The 24,066-nt window shown below is 55.4% G+C and carries 23 protein-coding genes; 9 read left to right on the top strand and 14 right to left on the bottom strand.

What is annotated here, in order from left to right:
- The first annotated feature begins 9 nt into the window (after window positions 1–9).
- The 3 genes from mobA to AC0JZ1_RS07825 are packed head-to-tail and all read left to right on the top strand — an operon-like array spanning window position 10 to window position 2,197.
- Window positions 10–633 (top strand): molybdenum cofactor guanylyltransferase MobA, encoded by a 624-nt coding sequence (gene mobA / locus AC0JZ1_RS07835; protein WP_471881837.1) that lies wholly within the window; start codon window positions 10–12, stop codon window positions 631–633.
- Complete coding sequence (gene mobB, locus AC0JZ1_RS07830) at window positions 630–1,157, top strand: molybdopterin-guanine dinucleotide biosynthesis protein B (RefSeq protein ID WP_471881836.1); 528 nt, start codon at window positions 630–632, stop codon at window positions 1,155–1,157. The genes mobA and mobB overlap by 4 nt, the downstream gene beginning before the upstream one ends.
- A gap of 56 nt (window positions 1,158–1,213) precedes the next feature.
- Entirely contained in the window at window positions 1,214–2,197 is a 984-nt protein-coding gene (locus AC0JZ1_RS07825) for a glycerophosphodiester phosphodiesterase family protein (RefSeq protein WP_471881835.1), read from the top strand.
- 10 nt (window positions 2,198–2,207) lie between these two features.
- Here the strand turns inward: AC0JZ1_RS07825 and AC0JZ1_RS07820 are convergent, their stop codons facing one another.
- A complete protein-coding gene (locus AC0JZ1_RS07820; RefSeq protein WP_471883386.1) occupies window positions 2,208–3,737 on the bottom strand; it encodes a helicase HerA domain-containing protein in 1,530 nt (509 codons plus the stop codon).
- A gap of 218 nt (window positions 3,738–3,955) precedes the next feature.
- Between AC0JZ1_RS07820 and AC0JZ1_RS07815 the strand changes: the two genes are divergently transcribed.
- Window positions 3,956–4,681: a helix-turn-helix transcriptional regulator gene (locus AC0JZ1_RS07815; RefSeq protein WP_471881834.1), complete on the top strand. Its 726-nt coding sequence runs from the start codon at window positions 3,956–3,958 to the stop codon at window positions 4,679–4,681.
- 30 nt (window positions 4,682–4,711) lie between these two features.
- Window positions 4,712–5,080, top strand: coding sequence for a VOC family protein (locus AC0JZ1_RS07810; RefSeq protein ID WP_471881833.1), 369 nt, complete (start codon window positions 4,712–4,714; stop codon window positions 5,078–5,080).
- A 669-nt stretch (window positions 5,081–5,749) separates the two neighbouring features.
- Here the strand turns inward: AC0JZ1_RS07810 and murI are convergent.
- The 4 genes from murI to AC0JZ1_RS07790 all read right to left on the bottom strand — a co-directional run bounded on the left by murI (window position 5,750) and on the right by AC0JZ1_RS07790 (window position 10,017).
- Window positions 5,750–6,559 carry a glutamate racemase gene (murI, locus tag AC0JZ1_RS07805; protein ID WP_471881832.1) on the bottom strand — a complete coding sequence of 270 codons (810 nt, stop codon included), beginning with the start codon at window positions 6,557–6,559 and terminating at the stop codon, window positions 5,750–5,752.
- Window positions 6,531–7,367 (bottom strand): RNA methyltransferase, encoded by an 837-nt coding sequence (locus AC0JZ1_RS07800; protein ID WP_471881831.1) that lies wholly within the window; start codon window positions 7,365–7,367, stop codon window positions 6,531–6,533. The genes murI and AC0JZ1_RS07800 overlap by 29 nt, the downstream gene beginning before the upstream one ends.
- A 77-nt stretch (window positions 7,368–7,444) precedes the next feature.
- The gene (locus AC0JZ1_RS07795) at window positions 7,445–9,409 is read right to left on the bottom strand and encodes an FUSC family protein (protein WP_471881830.1); all 1,965 of its coding nucleotides are present in this window, start codon (window positions 9,407–9,409) and stop codon (window positions 7,445–7,447) included.
- 74 nt (window positions 9,410–9,483) lie between these two features.
- Window positions 9,484–10,017 (bottom strand): hypothetical protein, encoded by a 534-nt coding sequence (locus AC0JZ1_RS07790; RefSeq protein WP_471881829.1) that lies wholly within the window; start codon window positions 10,015–10,017, stop codon window positions 9,484–9,486.
- Between the two features lie 174 nt (window positions 10,018–10,191).
- Between AC0JZ1_RS07790 and AC0JZ1_RS07785 the strand changes: the two genes are divergently transcribed.
- From AC0JZ1_RS07785 to trmFO, 3 genes are all read left to right on the top strand, one after another.
- Window positions 10,192–11,406, top strand: a complete 1,215-nt coding sequence (locus AC0JZ1_RS07785) for an NADP-dependent isocitrate dehydrogenase (protein WP_471881828.1) — start codon at window positions 10,192–10,194, stop codon at window positions 11,404–11,406.
- A gap of 112 nt (window positions 11,407–11,518) precedes the next feature.
- Window positions 11,519–12,133 (top strand): glutathione S-transferase family protein, encoded by a 615-nt coding sequence (locus AC0JZ1_RS07780; protein WP_471881827.1) that lies wholly within the window; start codon window positions 11,519–11,521, stop codon window positions 12,131–12,133.
- A gap of 65 nt (window positions 12,134–12,198) precedes the next feature.
- Window positions 12,199–13,659: a methylenetetrahydrofolate--tRNA-(uracil(54)-C(5))-methyltransferase (FADH(2)-oxidizing) TrmFO gene (gene trmFO, locus AC0JZ1_RS07775; RefSeq protein ID WP_471881826.1), complete on the top strand. Its 1,461-nt coding sequence runs from the start codon at window positions 12,199–12,201 to the stop codon at window positions 13,657–13,659.
- Here trmFO and AC0JZ1_RS07770 read toward each other — a convergent pair.
- The 5 genes from AC0JZ1_RS07770 to yajC form a co-directional block, all read right to left on the bottom strand.
- A complete protein-coding gene (locus tag AC0JZ1_RS07770) occupies window positions 13,615–14,082 on the bottom strand; it encodes a hypothetical protein (protein WP_471881825.1) in 468 nt (155 codons plus the stop codon). The two genes, trmFO and AC0JZ1_RS07770, sit on opposite strands and share 45 nt — an antisense overlap.
- Before the next feature lie 80 nt (window positions 14,083–14,162).
- Window positions 14,163–15,008 (bottom strand): phytoene/squalene synthase family protein, encoded by an 846-nt coding sequence (locus AC0JZ1_RS07765; RefSeq protein ID WP_471883385.1) that lies wholly within the window; start codon window positions 15,006–15,008, stop codon window positions 14,163–14,165.
- Between the two features lie 30 nt (window positions 15,009–15,038).
- The gene (locus AC0JZ1_RS07760) at window positions 15,039–15,425 is read right to left on the bottom strand and encodes an Mth938-like domain-containing protein (RefSeq protein ID WP_471881824.1); all 387 of its coding nucleotides are present in this window, start codon (window positions 15,423–15,425) and stop codon (window positions 15,039–15,041) included.
- A gap of 2 nt (window positions 15,426–15,427) precedes the next feature.
- Window positions 15,428–17,995: a protein translocase subunit SecDF gene (gene secDF, locus AC0JZ1_RS07755; protein ID WP_471881823.1), complete on the bottom strand. Its 2,568-nt coding sequence runs from the start codon at window positions 17,993–17,995 to the stop codon at window positions 15,428–15,430.
- A 72-nt stretch (window positions 17,996–18,067) separates the two neighbouring features.
- Window positions 18,068–18,418 carry a preprotein translocase subunit YajC gene (gene yajC / locus AC0JZ1_RS07750; RefSeq protein WP_471881822.1) on the bottom strand — a complete coding sequence of 117 codons (351 nt, stop codon included), beginning with the start codon at window positions 18,416–18,418 and terminating at the stop codon, window positions 18,068–18,070.
- Between the two features lie 198 nt (window positions 18,419–18,616).
- Here yajC and AC0JZ1_RS07745 point away from each other — a divergent pair, with 198 nt between their 5' ends.
- On the top strand, window positions 18,617–19,486 hold the full coding sequence (locus AC0JZ1_RS07745) for an ATP-binding protein (RefSeq protein WP_471881821.1): 870 nt from the start codon (window positions 18,617–18,619) through the stop codon (window positions 19,484–19,486).
- A gap of 62 nt (window positions 19,487–19,548) precedes the next feature.
- Here AC0JZ1_RS07745 and AC0JZ1_RS07740 read toward each other — a convergent pair whose 3' ends face one another.
- The 4 genes from AC0JZ1_RS07740 to serS all read right to left on the bottom strand — a co-directional run bounded on the left by AC0JZ1_RS07740 (window position 19,549) and on the right by serS (window position 23,984).
- Window positions 19,549–21,120 (bottom strand): peptidoglycan DD-metalloendopeptidase family protein, encoded by a 1,572-nt coding sequence (locus AC0JZ1_RS07740; RefSeq protein ID WP_471881820.1) that lies wholly within the window; start codon window positions 21,118–21,120, stop codon window positions 19,549–19,551.
- 159 nt (window positions 21,121–21,279) lie between these two features.
- Window positions 21,280–21,921, bottom strand: a complete 642-nt coding sequence (locus AC0JZ1_RS07735) for a protein-L-isoaspartate(D-aspartate) O-methyltransferase (protein ID WP_471883384.1) — start codon at window positions 21,919–21,921, stop codon at window positions 21,280–21,282.
- An 8-nt stretch (window positions 21,922–21,929) separates the two neighbouring features.
- Window positions 21,930–22,697 carry a 5'/3'-nucleotidase SurE gene (surE, locus tag AC0JZ1_RS07730; RefSeq protein ID WP_471881819.1) on the bottom strand — a complete coding sequence of 256 codons (768 nt, stop codon included), beginning with the start codon at window positions 22,695–22,697 and terminating at the stop codon, window positions 21,930–21,932.
- A gap of 3 nt (window positions 22,698–22,700) precedes the next feature.
- A complete protein-coding gene (gene serS, locus AC0JZ1_RS07725; RefSeq protein WP_471881818.1) occupies window positions 22,701–23,984 on the bottom strand; it encodes a serine--tRNA ligase in 1,284 nt (427 codons plus the stop codon).
- Window positions 23,985–24,066: the final 82 nt, after the last annotated feature.

The following is a 24,066-nucleotide window of genomic DNA, read 5'->3' as shown; positions in this document are numbered from 1 at the left end:
TAGAGACAATTGGGAGCAACTGTTTTTCCCGCAATCATTCTTGCTGGTGGCCAATCTCGCCGGATGGGTGAAGATAAGACAAATGTGCGACTAGGCGGCGTCCCCCTCATTCGCCACGTCGCAAGTCGTCTCAGCGGACAGTCTTCTCCAATCGCAGTGAACGCAGTCAGCCATCCGGCGTCTGTCCCTGAACTTGCCTTTTTCCCAGACACGCTGAATGGCTACCTAGGCCCCTTGGCAGGAATATTGGCCGCCATGCGATTTGCGGCACAGCAGAAAATGAGCAAAAGCCACGTTCTAACCACTGCGGTTGATACGCCGTTTATTCCATTGGATCTCGCACACCGCCTAACCGTAGCACTCGGCGGCCCTAAAGCTATTGCAGTCGCCCACTCAATGGATGCTATGCACCCTGTCTGCGGACTCTGGCCCTTAACGCTGGCAGATGAGCTTGAAGCCTTTCTAAAATCTGGCGAGAAGGCACGCGTAAAAACGTTTCTCGCGCAGCACCAAACCGCCGTGGTGGACTTCGTGCCAATAGCAACTGCCGCCGGGCCGCTCGATCCCTTCTTCAACGTCAACACACCAGAGGATCTCGCTTTGGCGGAACGCTACCTGGAGGCTCTGTCGTGACAGCAAAAATCTTTGGGATTTCAGGATGGAAAAATTCCGGCAAAACAGGTTTAGCCGTGCGGCTGGTGGAGGAACTCACCCGGCGTGGCTTTCGAGTGTCCACCATTAAACATGCCCATCATGATTTCGATATCGACCGCGTGGGTGCCGACAGCTACCGTCATCGTCAGGCTGGCGCGCACGAGGTCGCCCTGGTTTCAGGGACACGCTATGCCATCATGCACGAATTGCGCGGCAATCCGGAGCCAAGCTTTGAGGAAATCGTCGCCCGCATAGCGCCATGTGACATCATCATTATCGAAGGCTACAAGCGCGAAGCCGTTCCCAAAATTGAAGCGCGGCGCCTCGACGCGAAGAACCGTGAACCACTGGCAGCCAACGATCCACATATTGTGGCCATCGCCGCCGATCACCTGGTTGAGGACAGTTCTCTACCGGTTTTCGATCTCAACGATACTGCGGCCATTGCTGATTTCGTTCAGCACACGACGCAGTTGACGAAAACCCGCTTCCCCCAAACATAGAAACACCGCAATCGCTCAGTCATTTCGGCACCGTTGCTGCATTGCGGAAAGCACCGATGCGAAAAACATGGCGCAGTTTTGGTTTGCTCGGGCTAGGCTTCATTGCCTTCCTTTACTTGATGAACCGCGATCCCGGACCAAACGATCCCGACGCAAAACCCATGCTTCTTGCCCATCGCGGCATGGGCCAGACCTATGATCTGAGTGACGTTGATGACAGCACCTGCACCGCTACGCGCATTTTGCCGCCAACCCATAAGCTCCTTGAGAACACCATTCCATCACTGAAAGCTGGCTTCGAGGCCGGAGCAGATATTGCCGAAATTGATGTTCATCCGACGACCGATGGACAGTTTGCCGTGTTTCATGATTGGACGCTGAATTGCCGCACCAATGGCCAAGGCGTGACGCGCGATCACAGCATGAGCGATCTGAAGCAGTTGGATATCGGCTATGGTTATACTGCCGATGGGGGCAAAACCTATCCATTCCGTGGTCAAGGCATTGGCCTCATGCCAAGCCTGACGGAGGTTCTATCAACCTTCCCGGAAAAGCAATTTCTCATCAACATGAAAAGTCGCCAAGCCATTGAAGGCTCCAAGCTTGGGGATGAACTGGCCAAACTTCCACCAGAACAACTGTCAAGGATCACCGTCTACGGAGATCAGACGCCGGTTGCGATGTTGCGCAAGAGGCTTCCCAGCGTGCGCACGACGTCAGCACATCAATTGAAAGAATGTTTCAAAGACTATGCTCTGCTGGGTTGGGTGAATTATGTGCCGGAAGCTTGCCGTAACACTGCGATCTACTTGCCCATCAATCTTGCACCACTGGCGTGGGGCTTCCCTAACCGGCTTCAGGCGCGTTTGGCAGCCTACAACACGAGCGTTACTTTGATCGGCCCATGGGAGGGTGGCGGCTTCAGCAAATCGATCGATAGCCATGACGATATTGCGCGCTTGCCCGAACACTGGGAAGGCGCAATCATGACCAACCGCATAGAGCGTTTAGGTGCGCTACTTGGACGGTCGCAGCATTAGCCAGCAGCCTTTACTCGGCGGCGTGCCGATCGACAGATGAGGCAGGCTCGTCATCTGTTGCGTCCGGCGCACCGGGTGCAGTTTGCACATCCAGATCGGGGAAAGCCACGATGCGCTTGCCTCCAAAATCCGAATGTACGACGACGAGGTTTTGCTCCTCGAAATAGCCGAGCAGGCGTCGCGCACGTCGCGCTGAATGCGTGCCGTAAGCTTTGGCAATTCGCATATCAGAGGGGCAAGGCTCTCCGATAAGGGCCGCCTTTGCTATCATGAGGAAGACACCCTGGAGATCGTCAGAAACACGGGCCGATAGTTCGAGCGCCGTTTGCCAGCCCGGTGTGGCTGCGGTTTCATCGTCCACGCCAGCTCTCGAAATCGCAACGCGGCGGCGAAACTCTCCCATCGCCATTGGCGGCCCCGGCAAGCGGCGCATGCGAGCCCGCACGAGAAAATCCTGATAAAGCACTGAATCCGTACGGTAAGCCGCTTGCGGATCATCGATTATTTCCGCCAGGACAGCGGCGATACGGGCTTCTTTTTCTTCCGGTGAAAGTTCCGCCTGTGCGGGCCTCGCAGGCTCCTGCGGGCTAGGCATGACCGGAGTCGTGGCGCGAGAAAGCTCTGCCAGAATATCTGTCGTCGGACGTGGTGCTGGCGGTGCACGCCGGATAATCGGCCGGGTAAACTCCTCCGGGTCCGGGGTGAAGATTAAATCCTCCACATCCTGCGGCGCGTCCGGCAGCGGCATCAGCTTGGGCGAAGATGAGCGCGCCGATGTCTCCACTGAGCCGATAACGATCGGAAGCGGGCGGCGAGAAAGAGCCGGGCCAAGTGCCACGAAATTTCCCCGCTTCAAATCTCGAAACATTTCTGCCTGACGCCGATCCATGCCTAGAAGATCAGCGGCGCGCGCCATGTCGATATCGAGAAAGGTGCGGCCCATAAGAAAATTAGAAGCTTCCGCAGCAACGTTTTTGGCAAGCTTGGCCAAACGCTGCGTGGCGATAACTCCGGCCAGACCACGCTTTCGACCACGACACATCAGATTGGTCATGGCACCGAGAGACATCTTGCGTGCCTCTTCGGAGACATCGCCACCAACCGAGGGCGCGAACATCTGTGCTTCATCCACAACGACCAGAACCGGATACCAATATTCGCGATCAGCATCGAAGAGACCGTTGAGAAAAGCGGCTGCAGCGCGCATCTGCTCTTCAATGTCCAGGCCCTCAAGCGTCAGCACGCACGAAACGCGGTGCTGGCGAATGCGCGTGGCAATACCTATGAGTTCAGCTTCGGTTCGCTCCCCATCAACAACGATGTGGCCGTATTTATCAGCAAGAGTAACGAAATCACCTTCAGGATCGATGATGACCTGTTGCACCCATTGAGCAGACTGCTCTAGCAGACGCCGCAGCAAATGCGACTTACCGGAACCGGAATTTCCCTGCACCAGGAGACGCGTAGCCAGCAACTCTTCGATATCGAGCTTGGCCGGCTGACCGCCGGTCACAGTTCCCATATCGATGCCTACCTGCACTGCACTCACCTCAATATGTCCTGGAGACGGGAATAGACTCACTCGTCCGCCCCATCTTTCCTTAGCAAATAATGCTCCCTCCGGCGCGGTCAAACGCAGACGATCAACAAGGAATTTGTGCGGCGGCTCAAAGAAGCAAACACAAATGCAGATCAAGCTTGAACGAGAAACATCGTTCGCCTTAATGGAACAGTCAGCACAAATAGAGGGAACGAGAATTGGCACGCTCCCAACGCATCCTTGATCTTCTGCAAGCGCTGCGCAGCTATCGCTCCCCCGTGAGCGGCGAGCAGCTCGCCGCAGATCTCTCGATTTCTCTTCGTACTCTTTACCGCGATATCGCCACCCTGCGTGCGCAAGGCGCAGATATTCGCGGCGAACCTGGCATGGGATATGTGCTGAAATCCGGCTTCCTGCTGCCAACGATGATGTTCTCGGAGGAAGAGCTGGAAGCCCTCATCTTAGGTGCGCGATGGGTGGCTAAGCGCGGCGATGGAACACTTGCAGAAGCGGCAGCATCCGCCGTCGTTCGGCTGGCGGCCGTCCTCCCAGAAAAGCTTAGACATCAGGCGGACGAAAATCACCTGCTCGTTGGCCCGCCAAAACCACATCTTCCCGGCTCACTCAATGTCAAATCCATCCGCGAAGCCATTCGCCGTGAACGAAAACTGGCATTTGCCTATCGTGATGCCAGCGGCAATGAGACCACCCGAACCGTCTGGCCATTCGCTCTTGGCTATTTCGATGAGGTTCAGGTGATGATGGCATGGTGCGAGGAACGCCAAGCGATCCGGCATTTTCGCACCGACCGGATGGAACAGGTAGAGGTTAATGCCGCTCGCTATCCTAGACGAAAAGCAGTGCTGTTGGCTGAATGGCGCTCCCTGCAAGAGGAGGAGACCAAGCAAAGGATGCTGACAGTTTCTGACAGTGGCCAGGGGTAGACCAGCCTCGTCAACAACAGCGAGGCAAACATGAAACCCGCCAATTTCGTCCTGCTCCACACAACAGATATGAACGCCAGCTCTGCCTTTTATCGGTCCATCTTGAATGCACAGCCAGTGGAGGCGTCGCCAACCTTCGCTATGTTCGTGACTTCTGCGGGCTTCAAGCTCGGCTTGTGGAGAAAAGACGGCGTCGTCCCTGCAACATCCGGATTCACCGGCTCGTCCGAGATCGTTTTTTCATGCGAGAACCGGGAAGAGGTGGATCAGGTCTATGCAGATTGGTCACAACTCGGGATCAACATTCTCCAGAAACCGGAAGATATGGATTTTGGTCGCACGTTTACGGCAGCCGATCCTGATGGGCATCGGCTGCGTGTCTATTGCGTGGCGGAGTGAGCGAGTTGATATTCCCTCCCCGCCCGATCAAGCATCGGGCGGGGGACGCGGCTCGCGCTTCAAAGCCGGATATCCCAGATATTGAAACGCGGAGGCCTGAGGTGCTGCTGCTCGGCAGCCGCGCCAATGTCACGCAACAGATAATCCGGCAGTTGCTTCAGGTCGTTCGCCCTCTTCCGCTTCATCCGTGCGGCATTAAATAGTGCGAGGCAAACGGACTAGAAACCAAACTCCTGAGCCAGTTTGCGAATGGCAGCATCAAGGCTTTCCGCAGCCTTTGGTTGCAGATTAGACATAAGTATTTTCTCCGACGCATTTCAGCGGCCGGACCTTTCAACAGGTTTGGAAATGCACGGATCACGGAAAGAGGACGCACGGATGCGCTCAGTCCAGAGCCATGACATTAGACTAAAGATAGACGCTAAGTTGCTGTAGAATTTGGCTTAAAGAAAAAAGCCAATACGTCGGCCACAAGCCATCACGTAGTGATGAGAGAAGTGTGGGGCCATTCCGCCAGCAAGGCGCATGAGCTTAGATGTGGTATCCATAGACGCCTCCTGTTCTTGAAGTTGCGGATGCCGAAAAAGTGACACAGCCTTCTCAGATGCACAAGAGCACGTCTCTAGATTGAGCGCACGAAAATGGATAATGTGGCTTTCAGGCAACAAATTACTGCAGCAACTTCAATCCGAAACCCTGCAACAGACGTCGAGTGGCAAAATCAGGTTTGCCGGATGTGAAGATGGCAAAATCCCAAGCGTCTGGATGATCCAGGTTTTCGAGAGCTGGCACCAGCCGCCTTGCCTGTCTGGCTATGGCCTCGGCTGGATCAAGCCAATCAACCGGCCAAGGCGCAAGCTTGCGGAACATATTGGCCATAAATGGATAATGGGTGCAGGCGAGAACCACGATATCTGTCTTATACCCGTTCTGATCGACAAAGCATGGCGCAATTTCCGCCAGCACATCGGCATCAGGCACCGTTTCGCCGCGAATATAGGCTTCCGCCATCCGCGCTAGGTTTTGCGAGCCGACAAGCTTCACCTCGCATTGGGTGGCAAAGGATTGAATAAGGTCATGGGTGTAAGCTCTTTTGACGGTTCCCGGCGTTGCAAGAACAGAAACGAGACCGGACCTTGTTCTCTCGGCTGCAGGCTTGATGGCCGGCACCGTTCCCACAAAGGTCATGTCGGGAAATGTGGCACGCAGATCAGCACCCGCCAGGGTGAAGGCGGTGTTGCAGGCGATGATGCAGACTTCAGGAGAATATTGCGTCAAAAGCTCGTGGAAGAGATCACGGATACGCGTCTTCAAGGCTTCCTCTTCCCAACTACCGTAAGGGAAGCCAGCATCGTCGGCCACATAGATGAAGCCACGCTCTGGCATCAGAACGCGCACCTCCCGCAGAACCGTCAGTCCGCCGATGCCGGAATCGAAGACCAGAACAGGTTTAGGATTGGCTATCTGCTCCATCGTCATCGGCTTGCCCCTCGCCCACGTTTTCCGGCTTTGCGCCTTTTGGCCAGCGGCGCTCAAACTGGTCCAGCGATGTGATCACGCCGCGCAAGACGCTGATTTCCGGCTCGGTAAATCCGGGCCGCGAAAGCACTGCACGCAGATTGTCGATCATCTTCGGCACTTTTGTGGGAGGATGAAAATAATTACGCGCATCAAGCGCTTCTTCGATCTGGTGGACGAAGCCTAGGAGCTGGCCCTTTGTGGCCGCCTTCTGATCAACGGCCTGAAACGGCGTTGCGGCAATATCCTCCATGCCGCTCTTCATCCATTCATAGGACATGAGCAGCACAGCCTGGGCAATATTGAGCGATGCAAATGCAGGATTGACGGGGAAAGTGACAATCTCATCCGCCAAAGCCACCTCTTCATTGGTCAGCCCCCAACGCTCCCGACCGAAAAGAATTCCGGTTTTCTGGTCTGCGTTAAAGTGCTGGCGCAACATCTGTGCGGCCGTAACGGGCGAGCGTACTTCCTTGAACCCATCGCGCTGACGCGCAGTCGTTGCGAATACAAAATTCAGGTCCGCTACCGCTGCTTCCAGCGTGTCATAAACCTTAGTCGCCTCGATGACGTGGTCTGCCTTGGCAGCAGCGGCTTGCGCCTTTTCACTTGGCCAGCCATCGCGCGGATTGACCAAACGAAGTTCAGCAAGTCCAAAGTTGGCCATGGCGCGAGCCACCATACCTATGTTTTCGCCCAACTGAGGCTCAACAAGGATGATGGCCGGTCCTTCTGCCAGAAGTTTACGTTCGCTATTGGTGCCTGCCATAACCTGCCGCCTACTTATCCAGGCTGCGGAATATCGCTAGAATGCCCACACTGCAAGGGCACGGTCCCTGGAAATTCTCACCCCCTCAGGCGGTTTAACATGGCACCCATCATGCTGAGTGCATGGCGAGGGCCCCGCGCCGCATTTGGCAAATGCTCTGGATGCTGACGCAAGACGGAGGCGCTGTAGAACGGGCTGGGGCCCAACTGCCGCAGCTCTTTCAAACTCTTTATCAAGTCTTGGAAGGCGTTCGTTTCCTGCCCTTCATCCTTCTTTGGCTGGTAACTGCGTGCATAGACACGAGCCCAATAGGTGCAGGCGAGATAAATTGCCAAGGTCTGCCGGACATAGCCAGGTTTCGTCACGACTGACCAGGATGTTCCCAAAGGCCGCGCCGTCTGGGTGAGATTACGATATGCGAGATCCAACTCGCGGGAGACTTCCACAAGCTGTGCCTTCGGAGAACCTGCCTCAGCGGCTTGCAGCAGTTCGGTCAGTCTATCGTACCAGTTATCCAAAGCCTTCTGCATCGACTCGCGTGTTTTGGTTGGAAACACGACGAAAGCAACAGCAATACCTGCAGAGGCACCGATGAGCGTTTCTTCAATGCGCAAGCGCAACAGATCCAGTGTCAGCGTTCCAATGAGGCCATAGATCACGCAAAGCCCGATCGAAACAAAGAATGTCATCACGGCGTAGGATGTTTGGAGCGCGTAGAAAGCAAGAAAGACGCATAGACAAGCGCTAATCACGCTGAGAGGCATATTGCCTTGCAGGACTGATGCAAGACCCAAGCCCACCGTTATGCCGAGCACGGTTCCAAGCGACCGTTGCAGCGCTCTGACAGCAGTATCACCACGTGACTTGGTGTTATTGAAAACCAGAAAGGCAGTCAGAACTGCCCAAAACCAGCGCTCACGCGACAACATCAAACCGAAGAACATCGCCACACCGGATGCGATCGTGATCTGAATAGCGGCGCGAACCAGCGGATTGCCGAGCGTGATATCGGGCTTGCTTCGCGTCGCGGATAGGCCGGCATGATTTGCCAGCGAATGGAAGCTGTCGGCAGATCCCGCCTGAATAATCTCGTCCATCCGCCTGCGGGCGACATCCAGCGCATCGAAGGCGTGGATGCATTCTCGCCTATGGTCGTCTGGTACATCCTTGGCCCGCATGCGCCATTCATTCAAAGCGGCCTCGTTTCGCTCAATCAAACCATGAACCAGACCGAACGGTGCCGGATTATAAAGATTGAGAATGACAACGCTCTCCGCCGCCAGATGCAGATCGAAAATTGCCATGGCCACATCGGCGACAGCCTGATCGGTAACTTCAATAGCGCCGTCCGCATTGCGTGGCAGAAAACCCTCCGCCATCAAGGCAACGTCTTTGACACGCTCCTGAAGGTCTCGCAGTGCTGCTCGGTCTTCATCGGTCGTTACCCTTGAGCGGGCCAATACTGCCAGATGAACCAGCACATCGTTGACGCGTCCCTGTAACGCAATGAGCGACTGCAACAGGTCGCGCCCTCTGTCGTCCGGTAGCATAACTGAGCGCACCACATGGCCTATGCAGAGCGCAACCAGGAGCGCCAAGGCAGCGGGCGCTAGCTGAGAATAATCCGGCTTCAGATAGGCGGCCATGAAGTATGAAGTAAAGGCGAACATGCCCACTGCAAAGCCACGGGAGCCGAGGACACGCGCAATGCTGGCTGCGAAAACCGTGCAGAGAAAAGCAATATCTGACAGCAATCGATAGTCTTCGAGCAAGGTCGCCACGAGCACACTGAGCAAGCTTGCTGCTCCGCCGATAACGCGGGTAGCTAATTGCCCGCGCGATGTCCGGTCGTGAACTGAGACACCGCCTTGAATGGACAGCATCATCGCAAGCCCATAACCGACAGGCGGGATCGGCACCACGAACATGTGGATGCCGACCAACGCGCCGACTGAAAGGCAAATCGCCAGCGTAACCCTTGCGCCCATTCTTGTACGGGAAAGAGCGGGGTCGACAGCAAAAATCCAGTCGAGAAAAACCAATCTGGGCCTCATCATGCGCGTTCAGATAGACCGAAATTCTTCGCGCGCCTATCGACCCCAATGGGGGTTTAAATTTACTGTTGGCCCTTAGCGAGGCTCTGCATTTCTGCGATCACCGAATCGCGCTCATTGTCGGCGATATGATGAATGTCATCGATGACTGGCCGGCCATCTTCGGTGATGACATCGAATTGAACCTGCGTAACACCATCCTTGATCTGTGCGTCATCGATGCAGGTCCACATCTTGAAGCTCACATCCACCGGCGTCACGCCATTCTTCGGCTGACCTGCCACGATCTTGATATCCTGCAGCGGGCAGCCATCCTGAGAATTTGTGATCACATCATAGCCAAAGGGATCGCCCGGCTCGTTCTTATCAGTGTCATAGGCCGGATGCTTGGAGGCTTCCGTGTAAATGGCCTGAAACCGCTTGCTATAGAGCTTTGAAAGCGGTTCTTTATCGAAAATGTATTTCCACTCCGCATCCACGCTTTCCCAATTGAATTTGGTCATATCCACAACCTGCTTCACTGGATCGGTGACATCGGCAGCGTGAGTGATGGTGGCCAGTGCACAAAAGCAGAGCGCGAGCGGAAGGGAGCGCATGAACGAGAATCCTTGAGCGTCAAATGATGGCGGACATTATTCCTCCGCAGCCTTTTGGCAATGGCAAATCGTTCACGGATGCTTTGCGTTCTTGCGCGGCGATGCTATAGCGCAAGCGACGTTGCGTTCACCAAAACGGGAACCCCGGTTCCGCTCTATACAAGAGGCAGATACATGAAAAAGATCAAGGTCGCCAATCCAGTCGCCGATCTCGACGGCGATGAAATGACGCGCATCATCTGGCAGCTTATCAAGGACAAGCTGATCCATCCCTATCTCGACCTCGATATCGATTACTACGATCTTTCCGTTGAAAATCGCGACGCAACCAACGACCAGGTCACGGTTGATGCAGCGAACGCCATCAAGAAGTACGGCGTTGGCATCAAGTGCGCGACCATCACGCCGGATGAAGCCCGCGTGAAGGAATTCAACCTCAAGGAAATGTGGAAGAGCCCGAACGGCACGATCCGCAACATTCTCGGCGGCGTTATTTTCCGCGAGCCAATCATCTGCAAGAACGTTCCCCGCCTCGTACCCGGCTGGACGCAGCCAATCGTAGTTGGCCGCCATGCCTTCGGCGACCAGTACCGCGCAACAGATTTCAAGTTCCCCGGCAAGGGCAAGCTGACGATCAAGTTCGTTGGTGAAGATGGCACGGTCATCGAAAAGGAAGTCTTCAATGCACCGGGCGCTGGCGTGGCCATGGCCATGTACAACCTGGATGAGTCGATCCGCGAATTCGCGCGCGCTTCCATGATGTACGGCCTGATGCGCAAATGGCCCGTGTACCTCTCCACGAAGAACACGATCCTCAAGGCCTATGACGGTCGTTTCAAGGACATCTTCCAGGAAGTTTACGAGACCGAATTCCTCGATCAGTTCAAGGAAGCCGGCATCACCTACGAACACCGCCTGATCGATGACATGGTTGCTTCCGCGCTGAAGTGGTCCGGCGGCTACGTCTGGGCATGTAAGAACTATGACGGTGACGTTCAGTCTGACACGGTTGCTCAGGGCTTTGGCTCGCTCGGCCTGATGACCTCCGTTCTCCTGACGCCAGATGGCAAGACGGTTGAAGCCGAAGCCGCCCATGGCACGGTGACGCGTCACTACCGTCAGCACCAGAAGGGTCAGGAAACTTCAACCAACTCCATCGCTTCCATTTTTGCATGGACGCGTGGCCTCGCGCACCGCGCAAAGCTGGATGACAATGCGGAGCTCGCGCGCTTTGCTTCCACACTTGAAAAGGTGTGCGTTGATACGGTCGAAGCTGGCTTCATGACCAAGGATCTTGCCCTGCTCATCGGTCCAGACCAACCTTGGCTTTCCACGACCGCATTCCTCGACAAGATCGACGAGAACCTCCAAAAAGCTATGGGCGCTTAAGCTCTTGCTAACCGCTTCGAAAAACCCGGCCTCGTTGCCGGGTTTTTTGTTGAATGTCTTATCTAAGAACTACGATATTATTCGAACATAAAGCGTACGGCGGAGACGTATCATGTCCAATTTGTTGCTTTACACCAACCCCATGTCCCGCGGTCGCATCGCACGTTGGATGCTTGAGGAAGCGGGCGCAGACTACGAGGTTAAGGTTCTTTCCTTCGGCGCGCCTTTAAAGTCACCCGAGTTCATGGCTCTCAACCCAATGGGCAAGGTGCCGACCTTGAAACATGGCGATGCGGTGGTAACCGAGTGCGCTGCGATATGCGCATACGTGGCCGATATCTTTACAGACAAGCAGCTTGCGCCTCCCCTTGGGGAGCGAGCAGATTATTATCGCTGGCTGTTTTTCGCTGCCGGTCCATTGGAAGCGGCGGTCACAGATAGAACTCTGCTGGTGGACATTCCGGAAGAAAAACAGCGCATGGTTGGTTACGGCAATTATGCGCTTGTACTCGACACGTTGGAAAAGGCTGTATCGTCATTCGATTACATCGCGGGATCGCGCTTCACTGCAGCCGATGTTTATGTCGGCTCGCATCTGATGTGGGGCATGCAATTCGGCACCATTGAAAAACGCCCTGCTTTTGAGGCTTATGTTGCACGTCTGGAAGGTCGTCCGGCACATCTTCGCGCGACGGAACTGGATGACGCATTGGTCGAGCGAAACTAGGCCGAGACAGACTCGGCAAAGAGGATTTCGTTGGCCTTCCTCAAGAGCCATGATAATGACGCGCCATGACCAATAGCTCACTTTTACCCGTTCATATCGTCGGTGGCGGCTTGGCCGGCTCCGAAGCATCCTGGCAACTTGCGCAAGCAGGCGTGCCTGTCATTCTTCATGAAATGCGCGGCGTTCGCGGCACGGATGCGCATAAATCTGATGGGTTGGCTGAACTTGTTTGCTCAAACTCATTTCGCTCTGACGATGCGACGGCAAACGCGGTTGGCGTCATTCATGCCGAAATGCGTTTGGCCGGATCACTCATCATGGCTTGCGCCGATAAGCACCAGGTGCCAGCAGGCGGTGCGCTTGCGGTTGACCGTGACGGCTTTTCCGAGGCCGTGACGCGCGCACTTCATGAGCATCCGTTAATCACCGTCGTGCGTGAAGAAATCCAAGGCTTGCCGCCGGTGGAATGGGGGCTGACGATTTTCGCGACTGGGCCTCTTACTTCACCTTCTCTTGCCGCGGCCATACAAGCGGAAACGGGCAAGGATGCGCTGGCCTTCTTTGACGCCATTGCGCCTATTGTTCACCGCGACTCAATCGACATGGATATCTGCTGGTACCAATCCAGATATGACAAGGTTGGTCCCGGCGGCAATGGCAAGGATTACATCAACTGCCCGCTCGACAAAGAGCAGTACGATGCTTTCGTTGATGCTCTGATCGCTGGCGATACGGTCGGTTTCAAGGAGTGGGAAGGCACCCCATATTTCGATGGATGCCTGCCGATTGAAGTGATGGCCGAACGCGGACGCGAAACTCTTCGACACGGGCCGATGAAGCCGATGGGACTGACCAACGCGCACAATCCGACTGTCAAAGCCTATGCTGTCGTGCAATTGCGGCAGGACAATGCGCTTGGCACACTCTACAATATGGTCGGCTTCCAGACGAAGTTGAAATATGGCGCTCAGGCAGAAATCTTCCGTATGATCCCAGGCCTGCAAAACGCGGAATTTGCACGTCTGGGCGGCCTGCACCGCAACACCTATATCCACTCACCTACCCTGCTGGACCATAGCTTGCGATTGAAGAGCAGGCCGACGCTGCGTTTCGCTGGCCAGATCACCGGCTGCGAAGGTTATGTCGAAAGTGCTGCAATTGGCCTGTTGGCGGGCCGGTTTGCTGCTGCCGAACGCAGGGGAACAGACCTTACTCCACCGCCTGCGACCAGTGCTTTGGGCTCGCTTCTAAATCACATTACCGGTGGACATATTGTTTCGGATGATGAACCGGGCAAACGTTCTTTCCAGCCAATGAACATCAACTTTGGCCTGTTTCCAGAGCTGGAACCTGGCTCGATTGTAAAACCCGAAGGCGTTAAACGCTTTCGCGGTAAAGACAAGACGATCATGAAGCGTCAGCTGATGGCAAAGCGCGCGTTACATGATTGCGCAAACTGGCTCGGCGTTGAAGCACCGAGATTAGAGCCGAGAGCCGTCAATTCCGTCAGCACCGTCGACGCCTGACATGGGGCGCCCCGGCGACACAAGATTGCCGAGAAGCCAAAGAGAAACCTCTGCCGCGTCTTCCACCGTCGAGAAAATGAATGTTCCATTCTGCGTCGGGGCATCAAGAAACTGAACTTCAAAGCCTCTGCCCGTTGGCAGGGGCTCAACTCTGACGCGTCCTGGCTCAATCAAATGGCAGGCGTAGTGCGACTTGTGGCTCCGCATGATGCCCGCCTTATTATCATGAAGACGGACAAAAATCGCATTTCCGTCCACAGTCTCATGGAGACTACGGATCGCTTCATTCGGATAGGCGCGATTAAATTCGATAATGGCGAGACCAGGGTCGTGACGCTTGCTCTCTTCCTGCAACTTCGCCATTCTCGTGGCGTAGTAGGCGATAAGGGCGACAAGACCGAAGATGATGGACCAGGTCAGCATGCGCGCGCGACTTTCTTCGACATTATGTTCGGCATAAACCTACCGATCATAGCTTGTGCGAGTGTGATGCTCTGGTCCGGTTAGATCTTTCGTCGCCAAAGGCATTTCACCATTTGCAGCTGTCGACGCCATTGCGGCAACTGTGCAGACTGGTCCATCAACGTTGCGCCACGCTGCAATCCCGCCCTTAAAACAGGTTCTGCGATTGTGACCGGCAGAAACGCGCTTAGCACGCTGGACGGAATTCGCCCCGCCTTTCGTGCACGATTAAGATGATCGATACCTAAACCTGCAAGTGCCTCGATGGCAGCGCTGCAATTGGCCTTCAAATCGCCAGCCAGAAAGCTTTCACGGTCGAGCCCGGTAGCGGCCAGAATATCCTGTGGTATGTACACTTGGCCGCGGCGTCGATGAATGGGAAGCAGCAACAGACATCCGGCAATGGCCTGTGCAACGCCCGCGTGACCTGCAATTTCCGTTACAGAACGCGCAGTGTCATGGTCTAGAATCATCGCTGCCATTTGAATGATGGCAGATGCTGTTTCACCCGCATATCCCTCCAGCGCCGTTCGATCTGGCATCGGATCATCGTAAAGGTCAAATATTCGGGCATCCAGCATATCGAGCAGGAATTGACGCGGCAGTTGGTAGTGCTCAATGGTTTCGATCAGGCCGGACGCAATTGGATTGCCGCCTGCATCTCCCTGCGCCTGACCTTCCAGAAGATCACGCCACCACTGCAGCCGAATTTCCCCCGCCAGCGGTTGTTGCGTCACATCGCGAATGCGGGCAATTTCAGCATTGAATGCATAAAGCGCTGCTAGATGCCCGCGCTTCTCCGCCGGCGAGAGAAGGCAGGCCAGATAGCGATCACGGTCCGTCTCGCGCAAGGTTGCGAGGCAGACTTCCCACTGGTCGCCAGTCATTGCGGCCACGACTATCTCCGAAAACTTGGCTTAGATCGCGATGAACGCAGCGGCCACCGGCCGCGCTTCACCCAGCATAATGTTGTAAGTCCTGACAGCCGCGCCAGTTCCCATAGGGTCAGACGATATTCCCCTTGCCCGTAACGCCGCCTTTAAGGGAGCCGGTATTGGCCTAATATCCTTGCCTGTGCCGATCAGCAGAAATTCAAAACGTTCCGTCTCAACCAGAGCTCTTGCGAACGCATCCACAGAAAGAGGATCACCCTCTGCAATATCCCAACCGTAAATGCCTGAAGGCAGGCACAGCAAAGATCCACGATGAGACATATCCGCGAAGCGGAACCCACCGTTGCCATAGGCATCGATGGGAGCACGCCCCGGAAAGTGAGCATCTCGAATGTCTGGACCACGCACCACGATCAAACGCTCGGCTTGCCGTTGGGCACGCTTACCTTCTTCTTGGTCTTCTCATCCTCATCACCCTTGTTGAACGCATCTGGACGAAGACGGAAGGCGATCAGAATTGGTGCTGCGATATAGATTGATGAGAAGGTGCCGACTGCAACCCCAAACAGCATGGCGAAGGTAAAGGACCGGATGACCTCCCCGCCGAACAGGTAGAGGGCTGCCAAGGCAATCATGGTCGTAAGACCGGTCAAAACCGTACGAGAGAGCGTCTGGTTGATTGAGATATCGATCAATTCAGGCAGCGGCATTTTCTTGTAGCGTCGAAGGTTTTCGCGCATTCGATCATACACGACGACCGTGTCGTTGAGCGAATAACCAACGATAGTCAAAATCGCCGCAATGCTGGTCAAGTTAAATTCGATACCTGTCAGCACGAATAGCCCAATCGTCAAAATGACGTCATGCATGGTGGCGATGATCGCGCCAACAGCAAACTGCCATTCAAATCGAATCCAGATGTAAACGAGGATAAACAGCAGAGCAACGCCAACGCCCAGCGTTGCAGTGTAGGAAAGCTCGCCTGAAACAGCGGGACCGACAACTTCAACGCGGCGGAAGTCGTAATCATTGCCAAGCTCGTTGCGGATGCGCTCCAAAGCGCTCTGCTCGGCATTCTCGCCGCCTTCCTGAGCCTGAACGCGCACAAGCACATCCTGCGTACCGCCGAATCCTTGTGCTTGAACTTCACCCAGGTTCAAACCATCCAGACGCGAGCGAATGTCGGCGATGTTGGCATCACCTTGTTTGGCCTTCATCTCGATGATCGAGCCGCCCTTGAAGTCGATACCGAGGTTCATCCCACCCGTTGCAAAGGCGACGAGTGACGCAACGGAAAGCGCTGCTGCGATTGCAAATGTGTATTTGCGGATCGACATGAACGGTAAGCCGCGGCCATCGAAGACACCAGTGCGAATACCCTTCGGCAGAGCTTTCGGCTTGGCGCGCTTCACCCACAACGAGAACATCCAGCTTGTGAATGTGAATGCAGTGAAAACGGTGGTGACAATACCGACGGCCAGCGTGACAGCGAAGCCACGAACGGGCCCGGAACCAAGATAAAAGAGAACAATGGCCGCAATCAGAGTGGTCAAGTTAGCATCAATGATCGTCGCGAAGGCGCGTTGGAAGCCACTCGCAATCGAGGGAACAACAGCACGACCACTCTTCACCTCTTCACGGATGCGCTCGTAAATCAGGACGTTTGAATCGACCGCCATACCCATGGTCAATACGATACCGGCAATACCGGGAAGCGTGAGTGTGGAACCGATGATGCTCAGCACCGCCAGGATCATGACGATGTTCACCATGAGGGCGACGTTGGCAAGGAAGCCGAAGAACCCATAGAAGGCAAACATAAAGCCTGCAACAGCCAAGGCGCCAATGATGCTGGCAATCACACCCGCGCGGATCGAATCTGCGCCGAGACCAGGGCCAACAGTCCGCTCTTCAACAACCGTCAAAGTTGCTGGCAGAGCACCGGCACGCAGAAGAACGGCCAGATCGTTAGCACCCTGAACTGTAAAATTACCGGAAATCTGACCAGAGCCACCAACGATAGGCTCGCGAATGACCGGAGCCGAAATGACTTGATCGTCGAGGACGATTGCAAAGGGACGGCCAACATTTTGCTGCGTCGCTTGCGCAAAACGCTGTGCACCGCGTGAATCGAAGCGGAAAGTTACGACCGGCTCATTGTTTTGCTGGTTGAAGCTGGCCTGCGCATCGACAAGATTTTCACCCGATACCAGTGCGCGACGCTCAACGAGATAAGGAACGGCTGGATCGTCAGTCGAATACATGATCTGCGAATTGGCGGGCGGACGGCCATTCAAGGCTTCCTGTACCGGCATGCTCGTATCGACCATATGGAAGGAGAGCTTCGCGGTTTGGTTCAGCAGCGCCTTCAAACGCTGAGGGTCCTGAAGACCCGGCACCTGCACGATGATTCGGTCAGAGCCCTGCCGCTGGATCAGAGGCTCTGTGGTTCCCAGTTCGTCCACACGACGGCGAACAACTTCAATGGATTGCGTCAAAGCGGAGGAAAGACGATAATCAATGCCGGCATCGGTCAGTTCCAAACGCAACAAACCCGAACCGTCATCCTGCAGGGAGACTTCGTTTATGGTACCGCCGAAAGTACCTGCCGAGACGGGTGCAAGAAGCGGTTGAAGAGCCTTCTTAGCGGCTTCCAACTGGGCAGTATCGGTAACACGAACCTGAATCTGCTGGCCCGTTCCGTTAAGACCGGTATAGCGAACATTCGCCTCGCGCAGGACGTTACGAATATCGCCTACCACCGTTTCAAGGCGTTCCTTGACGATGTCACCGCGCTCAATTTTGAGCATGATGTGAGAGCCACCCTGAAGGTCCAGACCCAACGTAACCTTCTTGGTTGGAAACCAGGACGGGAGCTTTGCCAACTGCTCATTGGTGAACAGATTTGGGGCCGCAATCAGCATGCTGACAGCAATGACGAACCATATGAAAATGGTCTTCCAACGGGAGAAGTATAGCATTGAGCTCTCGATATTCTGGCGTCATGAAGCGGCGCCACCGCGTGTGGCGCCTGCCTCTGATTGGAACTGGAATCAGGCGGTCTCGGTCTTGACGGGCTCGCCCTTGACGCGCACTTCGGCAATATACGTGCGAAGAACGCGGACCTTTACGCCTTCTGCGATTTCAACTTCAAGATCATTGTCATCGACGACCTTGGTCACTTTGCCGGAAATGCCACCGCCGAGAACCACCTGATCGCCGCGACGAATGTTCGAAAGTGTTTCCTGGCGTTTTTTCATCTGTGCGCGCTGCGGGCGGATGAGGAAGAAATACCAGACCACCATAAGCGGCGCGAAAAGGAAAAGCATCTCAAGGCCGGAGCCAAACGCGGACGCACCTGGCGCTGCACCTTGGGCTTGGGCGAATGCTTCTTTGATGAACATCGGAAACTCCCAGAATTGCGGAAACGAGGCACCCCGTTATGAGCCGCCGGACTATAGTTGCCATCCTATCAAAAGCAACAGACCGAGAACCCACGGAGTACCGAATTCTGGGCTATTACCCTTTCAGACGCTAAAACGCCATGCTACCCCGCCACCAAAACAAAGGTTTGACCGGGGTTTTCCGGCCTGGAGGATCAAATGTCCGTGGATAATGCCGCTCTTTTGCTCGCCGAGATCAGCCGACTCGCCAATGCGCTCGAAAGACTCGCAGGCCCCGCCCCTGCCGAGAATGATTGGAACGCTGCCGATTGCTTTGTTTGGGTGCCGATCAATTCCTATCTTCACCCTGTAGCAAAGCCCAACCGCGTGTCGCTCAAGCTCATCCGTGGCGTGGATCATGTGCGCGACATCTTGCACGAAAACACACTTCGGTTTGCTGAAGGTTTTCCAGCCAATAATGTGCTTCTTTGGGGGGCGCGAGGCATGGGCAAGTCATCGCTGGTCAAAGCAGTCCATGCCGATATTCGCGTGACAAACGCAGATCTTAAGCTGGTTGAGGTTCATCGCGAAGATATTGCGTCACTACCGGCCCTTCTCGACATTTTGAAATCATCCGGCCAACGCGTCATCGTCTTCTGCGACGATCTCTCATTTGATCATGACGATACTGCCTACAAATCACTGAAAGCTGCTCTGGATGGCGGCATAGAAGGGCGACCAGACAACGTCCTCTTCTATGCTACCTCGAACCGCCGTCATTTGTTGCCCCGCCATATGATGGAGAATGAGCAATCTACAGCCATCAACCCATCCGAAGCGGTGGAAGAGAAGGTATCTTTGTCGGATCGCTTCGGTCTCTGGCTTGGCTTCCACAAATGCAATCAGTCAGACTATCTTACGATGATCGATGCCTATGCAGCGCACTTCCAGCTCGGTCTCGACCAAGATCAGCTTCATCATGAAGCGCTGGAATGGGCGACGACCCGTGGAGGTCGCTCCGGCCGCGTCGCTTGGCAGTACATTCAGGATCTTGCGGGAAGGCTGCGAAAGCCCCTCGATCTAAACTGAAATCGCAAGCATGAAAAAAGCCCGGTCCAAGCCGGGCTTTCTCCATTTCCTCATACGCAATACTATTCGAGGAACGTAACTGGGTTGACCGGGCTTGCGTCCTTGCGCACTTCGAAGTGCACCTGCGGACGTTTTGCATCGCCGCTCATGCCGGAGGTTGCGATAGCTTGGCCGCGCTGCACCTTTTGTCCGCGCGATACCGAGATATTGGATGCGTGGCCGTAGACAGTGACCTTTCCATCATCATGGCGAACGAGAACAGTGTTGCCGAGCTGCTTCAAACCATTGCCGGCATAAATGACGACACCGTTTTCGGCTGCCTTGATCGGCGTACCTTCCGGAACCGAGATATCGATCCCGTCATTCCGGCTGCCGTTCACATTCTGGCCGTAGGATGCGATCACCGCACCCGTCACCGGCCAACGATACTTGCCGATGCCCGTTGCACTTGGTGCAGGTGTAGAATTGTCCATCTTCACGTCAGACAAGCTCGCCGTCTGCGCGGCCGCGGGCTTTTCCTCTGCCTTTGGCTGTGCCGCCTCTGCCTGAGCAGCCGCCGCTTCGGCCTTCGCTGCAACGGCAGGCTTTGCACCTGGCTGGCTCGGAATGGACGCAGTCTTCACGGTGTCGCCAGAACCGCCGATCTTCAGTGCTTGACCAACGCGCAGACCGCCGTCTTTCAGGTTGTTCATAGCTTTCAACTGATCGATCGGCGTGCCCGTGGCGCGGGCAACCTTGGCCAGCGTATCGCCAGGCTTGACCGTGTACGTACCATCCGATGAACCACCGCCGGCTGGCGGCACAAGCTTTGCCCCTTCCGCTTGAGCCTTATCGCGAAGATTACCGGCAGACGGCAGCACAGCCACCTTCTGGCTGTTTGGCTGCATAGGCTGCGGCTGATTGCCGTTGTTGGGCAGATCGATTGCCGCCGCCGCCCGCTTGGCAGCGTTGCCGCCATTTGCATAGGTCGGAATGACAACGATTTGGCCCGGGGTCAGGCGACCATTGTTGGCCTTAAGGATTTCGCTCTCCGGCACACCATATCGCTTGGACAGCGTGGACGCCGTCTCGCCTGGGCGCAGAGTAACCTTAGGCGCATTCATAACCGACCAGCCGGCCGAAGGCGTCGTGTTGGTCACGACATCGTCGGCAGCAAGGTTCTTAGGCGCACGAGAGGCAACAATATTAGGTGCTGATGCCGCATGCGATGGCATCGGCTGCGCCATAGCCTCACGACGGGATTGAGGTTCGCCAGCAGGAGGCAAGGACTGGGCAGTCGGTGCCGCCAGTTCTGCCCGCTGGATTGGCGCGGAGGAAGCAGCACGCACTGGCGACGGCGCCGTGTAACCACCACCATTCCCATAAGCAGGAGAAGCGCGATAAGGCTGATTGGCGAGAGCCGCAGCTTGATAGCCGCCGCCATTACCCACATTCGCCTCAGGCACGGGGGCCGCACCATAAGCGCCAGCGCCTTGGCGCTGCGGTATGGATGCAGTTGTTAGATTATCTTTATCAAAGATGCCAGCGAAGCGGGTCGCGTCTGAGCTGCACCCTGTTGCCGCACTCGCCAGAAAGGCTGCCACTGCGATCCGCACGGCTGACTTTCCCAGATTTGACGAACTGTTCAAACGCATGACTCGACCTACACCACGACGCTACCAATGTAGGTATTATTAAAGCGCGTTAGTCTTACCGTCGGGTTAAGAAGCGCGAGCCAATGTCACTTATTTCGTAAATTGCTAACCATGAATCTACGCCCTCACTCGGGCAAAGGAACCAAACCGCCATTCAGTTCAGAGATAGACGCCGATATGCGAGGCAAGAGGCAGATACGTCACCGGAAACAGGTCTTCTCGCTCGAATCGGCTGCCGGTTTTGGTGAGACGCACCATCATGCAGCTATCTTCAGTCACAACGAGAGGCGCAATCATGGAGCCGCCGTGAACAAGCTGATCCGCGTAAAATCGTGGGACTGCGGTGAACGCAGCCGTCGCCACTATACGGTCGAAGGTTCCCTCGCCCAGCAAGCCGTTGCTGCCATCCGCCTGCCGAATAATAACGCTGCGCAAGCTAAGTGCGTCCATGCGCGCCTGCGCATTCTGCACCAGCGTTTTGTAACGCTCTACAGAAAGCACACGCTCCGCAATTCTCCCCATGACAGCAGACATGTAACCGCTGCCTGTGCCAATTTCGAGCACGCGGTGACCAGGCTTCAACTGCAAACGGGACAGAATTCGGACAGCCAGATCGGCGCCTTCCATGAACGAGCCGCAATCAATCGGAATCGTGCGGCTGGAATATGCATCTGAAATGAATTGCGATGGAACGAACTGGCTCCGCGGCGTTTGCTCACAGGCCGTAAGAAGATCGAGATCCGTTATGCCCTGCGCTCGCAACCGTAGCACAAGCGATGCAAAACCCTCTTTCTCGATCATGGCTGTTTTCAAGCGCTTGCTCCAAGGGCGTCAGCAATGTTCTTGATAATCGTATGATCGGTGAGATCAAGCTTCAGCGGAGTGACTGAAATACGGTTTGACCTCACTGAGTGTATATCGGTGCCCTCGGCAAATTGACCGGTTTTCTCGCCAAAACGGAGCCAGAAGTATGGATTTCCTCTCCCATCTTGTCGCTCATCAACAACAAGCGCAAAATCCGTTTTACCCTGTGCTGTCACGTCAACGCCTCCCACCTCATTTTCATCGCAGGCCGGAAAGTTGAGGTTCAGGAAAGTGCCTGTGGGCAAAGACAGTTTCATCAAACGTTCAATCAGCGCTGGCGCGTGGCGCTCGGCAACCTGCCAAGGCACATCCCGTTGCCCATCCACACGGCGAACCGCCTGACTGAGCGCCAAGGACGGAATGCCCTGAATGGTACCTTCTATTGCGGCAGCAATCGTGCCCGAGTAGGTCACATCATCCGCGAGGTTGGAGCCCGAATTCACGCCAGACAGAATGAGATCCGGCTTGCCTTGCAGCACATGCCGGATTCCCATGATCACGCAATCCGTCGGCGTACCCCGAACGGCGAAATGGCGATCCGAAATCCTGCGCAGACGCAATGGCTCCGGCAGTGTCAGAGAGTGGGCAAGCCCACTCTGATCCGTTTCCGGCGCGACGATCCATACGTCGTCTGAAAGGTTCCGCGCTATACGCTCCAGAACCTTCAGCCCTTCTGCATGGATGCCATCATCATTGGTCAGCAGGATGCGCATCGATCAGGCGCTCCGTTCAATCTTTTTCAAACCACCCATATACGGCAGAAGAACGTCTGGCACAGTCACCGAACCATCAGCCTCCAGGTAATTTTCGAGAACAGCGATCAGGCAGCGGCCGATCGCGGTACCGGAGCCGTTTAACGTGTGTACGAAGCGCGGCGTCTTTTCATCCTTCACGCGGTAACGTGCGTTCATGCGGCGCGCCTGGAAATCTCCGCAGACCGAGCAGGAAGAAATCTCACGATAGGTATTCTGCCCCGGCAACCAGACTTCCAGATCGTAAGTCTTGCGAGCGCTAAAGCCCATGTCACCCGTGCAAAGTGTCATGGTGCGGAAATGAAGGCCAAGACGCTTCAAAACCTCTTCAGCGCATGCTGTCATACGCTCATGCTCTTCGATCGCACTTTCAGCGTCTGTTATAGAGACAAGTTCGCACTTCCAGAACTGGTGCTGTCGCAACATGCCACGGGTATCGCGGCCTGCCGAACCCGCTTCCGAACGGAAGGACGGCGTCAGCGCCGTAAAGCGCAAAGGCAGTTTTTCCTGGTCCAGGATTTCGTTCGACACAAGATTGGTAAGCGTTACTTCGGCGGTCGGGATCAACCAGCGGCCATCCGTCGTACGGAACAGATCTTCGGCGAACTTTGGCAATTGGCCAGTGCCATACATCGCCTCGTCGCGCACCATCAGCGGTGATGAGACCTCGGTATAGCCATGTTCCTGGGTGTGCAGGTCCAGCATAAACTGTCCAAGCGCACGCTCCAGCCGGGCAAGCTGGCTGGTCAGGACAGTGAAGCGAGAACCAGACAGTTTTGCTGCCCGATCAAAATCCATATACCCCAGCTCTTCACCAATATCGAAATGCTCTTTGGCGGGATGATTCCACCGGGGCTTTTCACCAACAACGCGGGCAACAACGTTATCGTGCTCATCCCGGCCCTGTGGCACATCTTCCAAAGGAATGTTGGGCAGCCGCGAAAGAACATCGTCAAGCGCTGCTACGGCATCGCGTTCCTGTTGCTCGACTTCCGGCATGGTATCCTTCAAGGACGCCATTTCTGCTTTCAGCTTCTCGGCAAGCTCGGCATTCTTCTGCGCCATGGCTGCGCCGATTTCCTTGGAGGCGGCATTGCGACGCGATTGCATATCCTGCAATCGCTGGATGACAGAGCGACGGGTCTCATCCAATGCAATAATGGATTCGGCCTGCGGCTCTGCACCGCGCTTGCGCAGAGCTTCATCGAGGGCGGCGGGATTTTCGCGTATCCACTTGATATCAAGCATCGTCGTTCCAGATCATTTGCGGTTATGGCCACAACGTAAAGTCTGGCCGTGAAGTTTTTCCCCGGCCGGATTCTGAGAGATG

It is taken from the genome of Affinirhizobium capsici, assembly GCF_977018625.1.
Note: the sequence above shows the minus strand (reverse complement) of the source record. Positions and strands in the feature narration are given on the sequence as shown.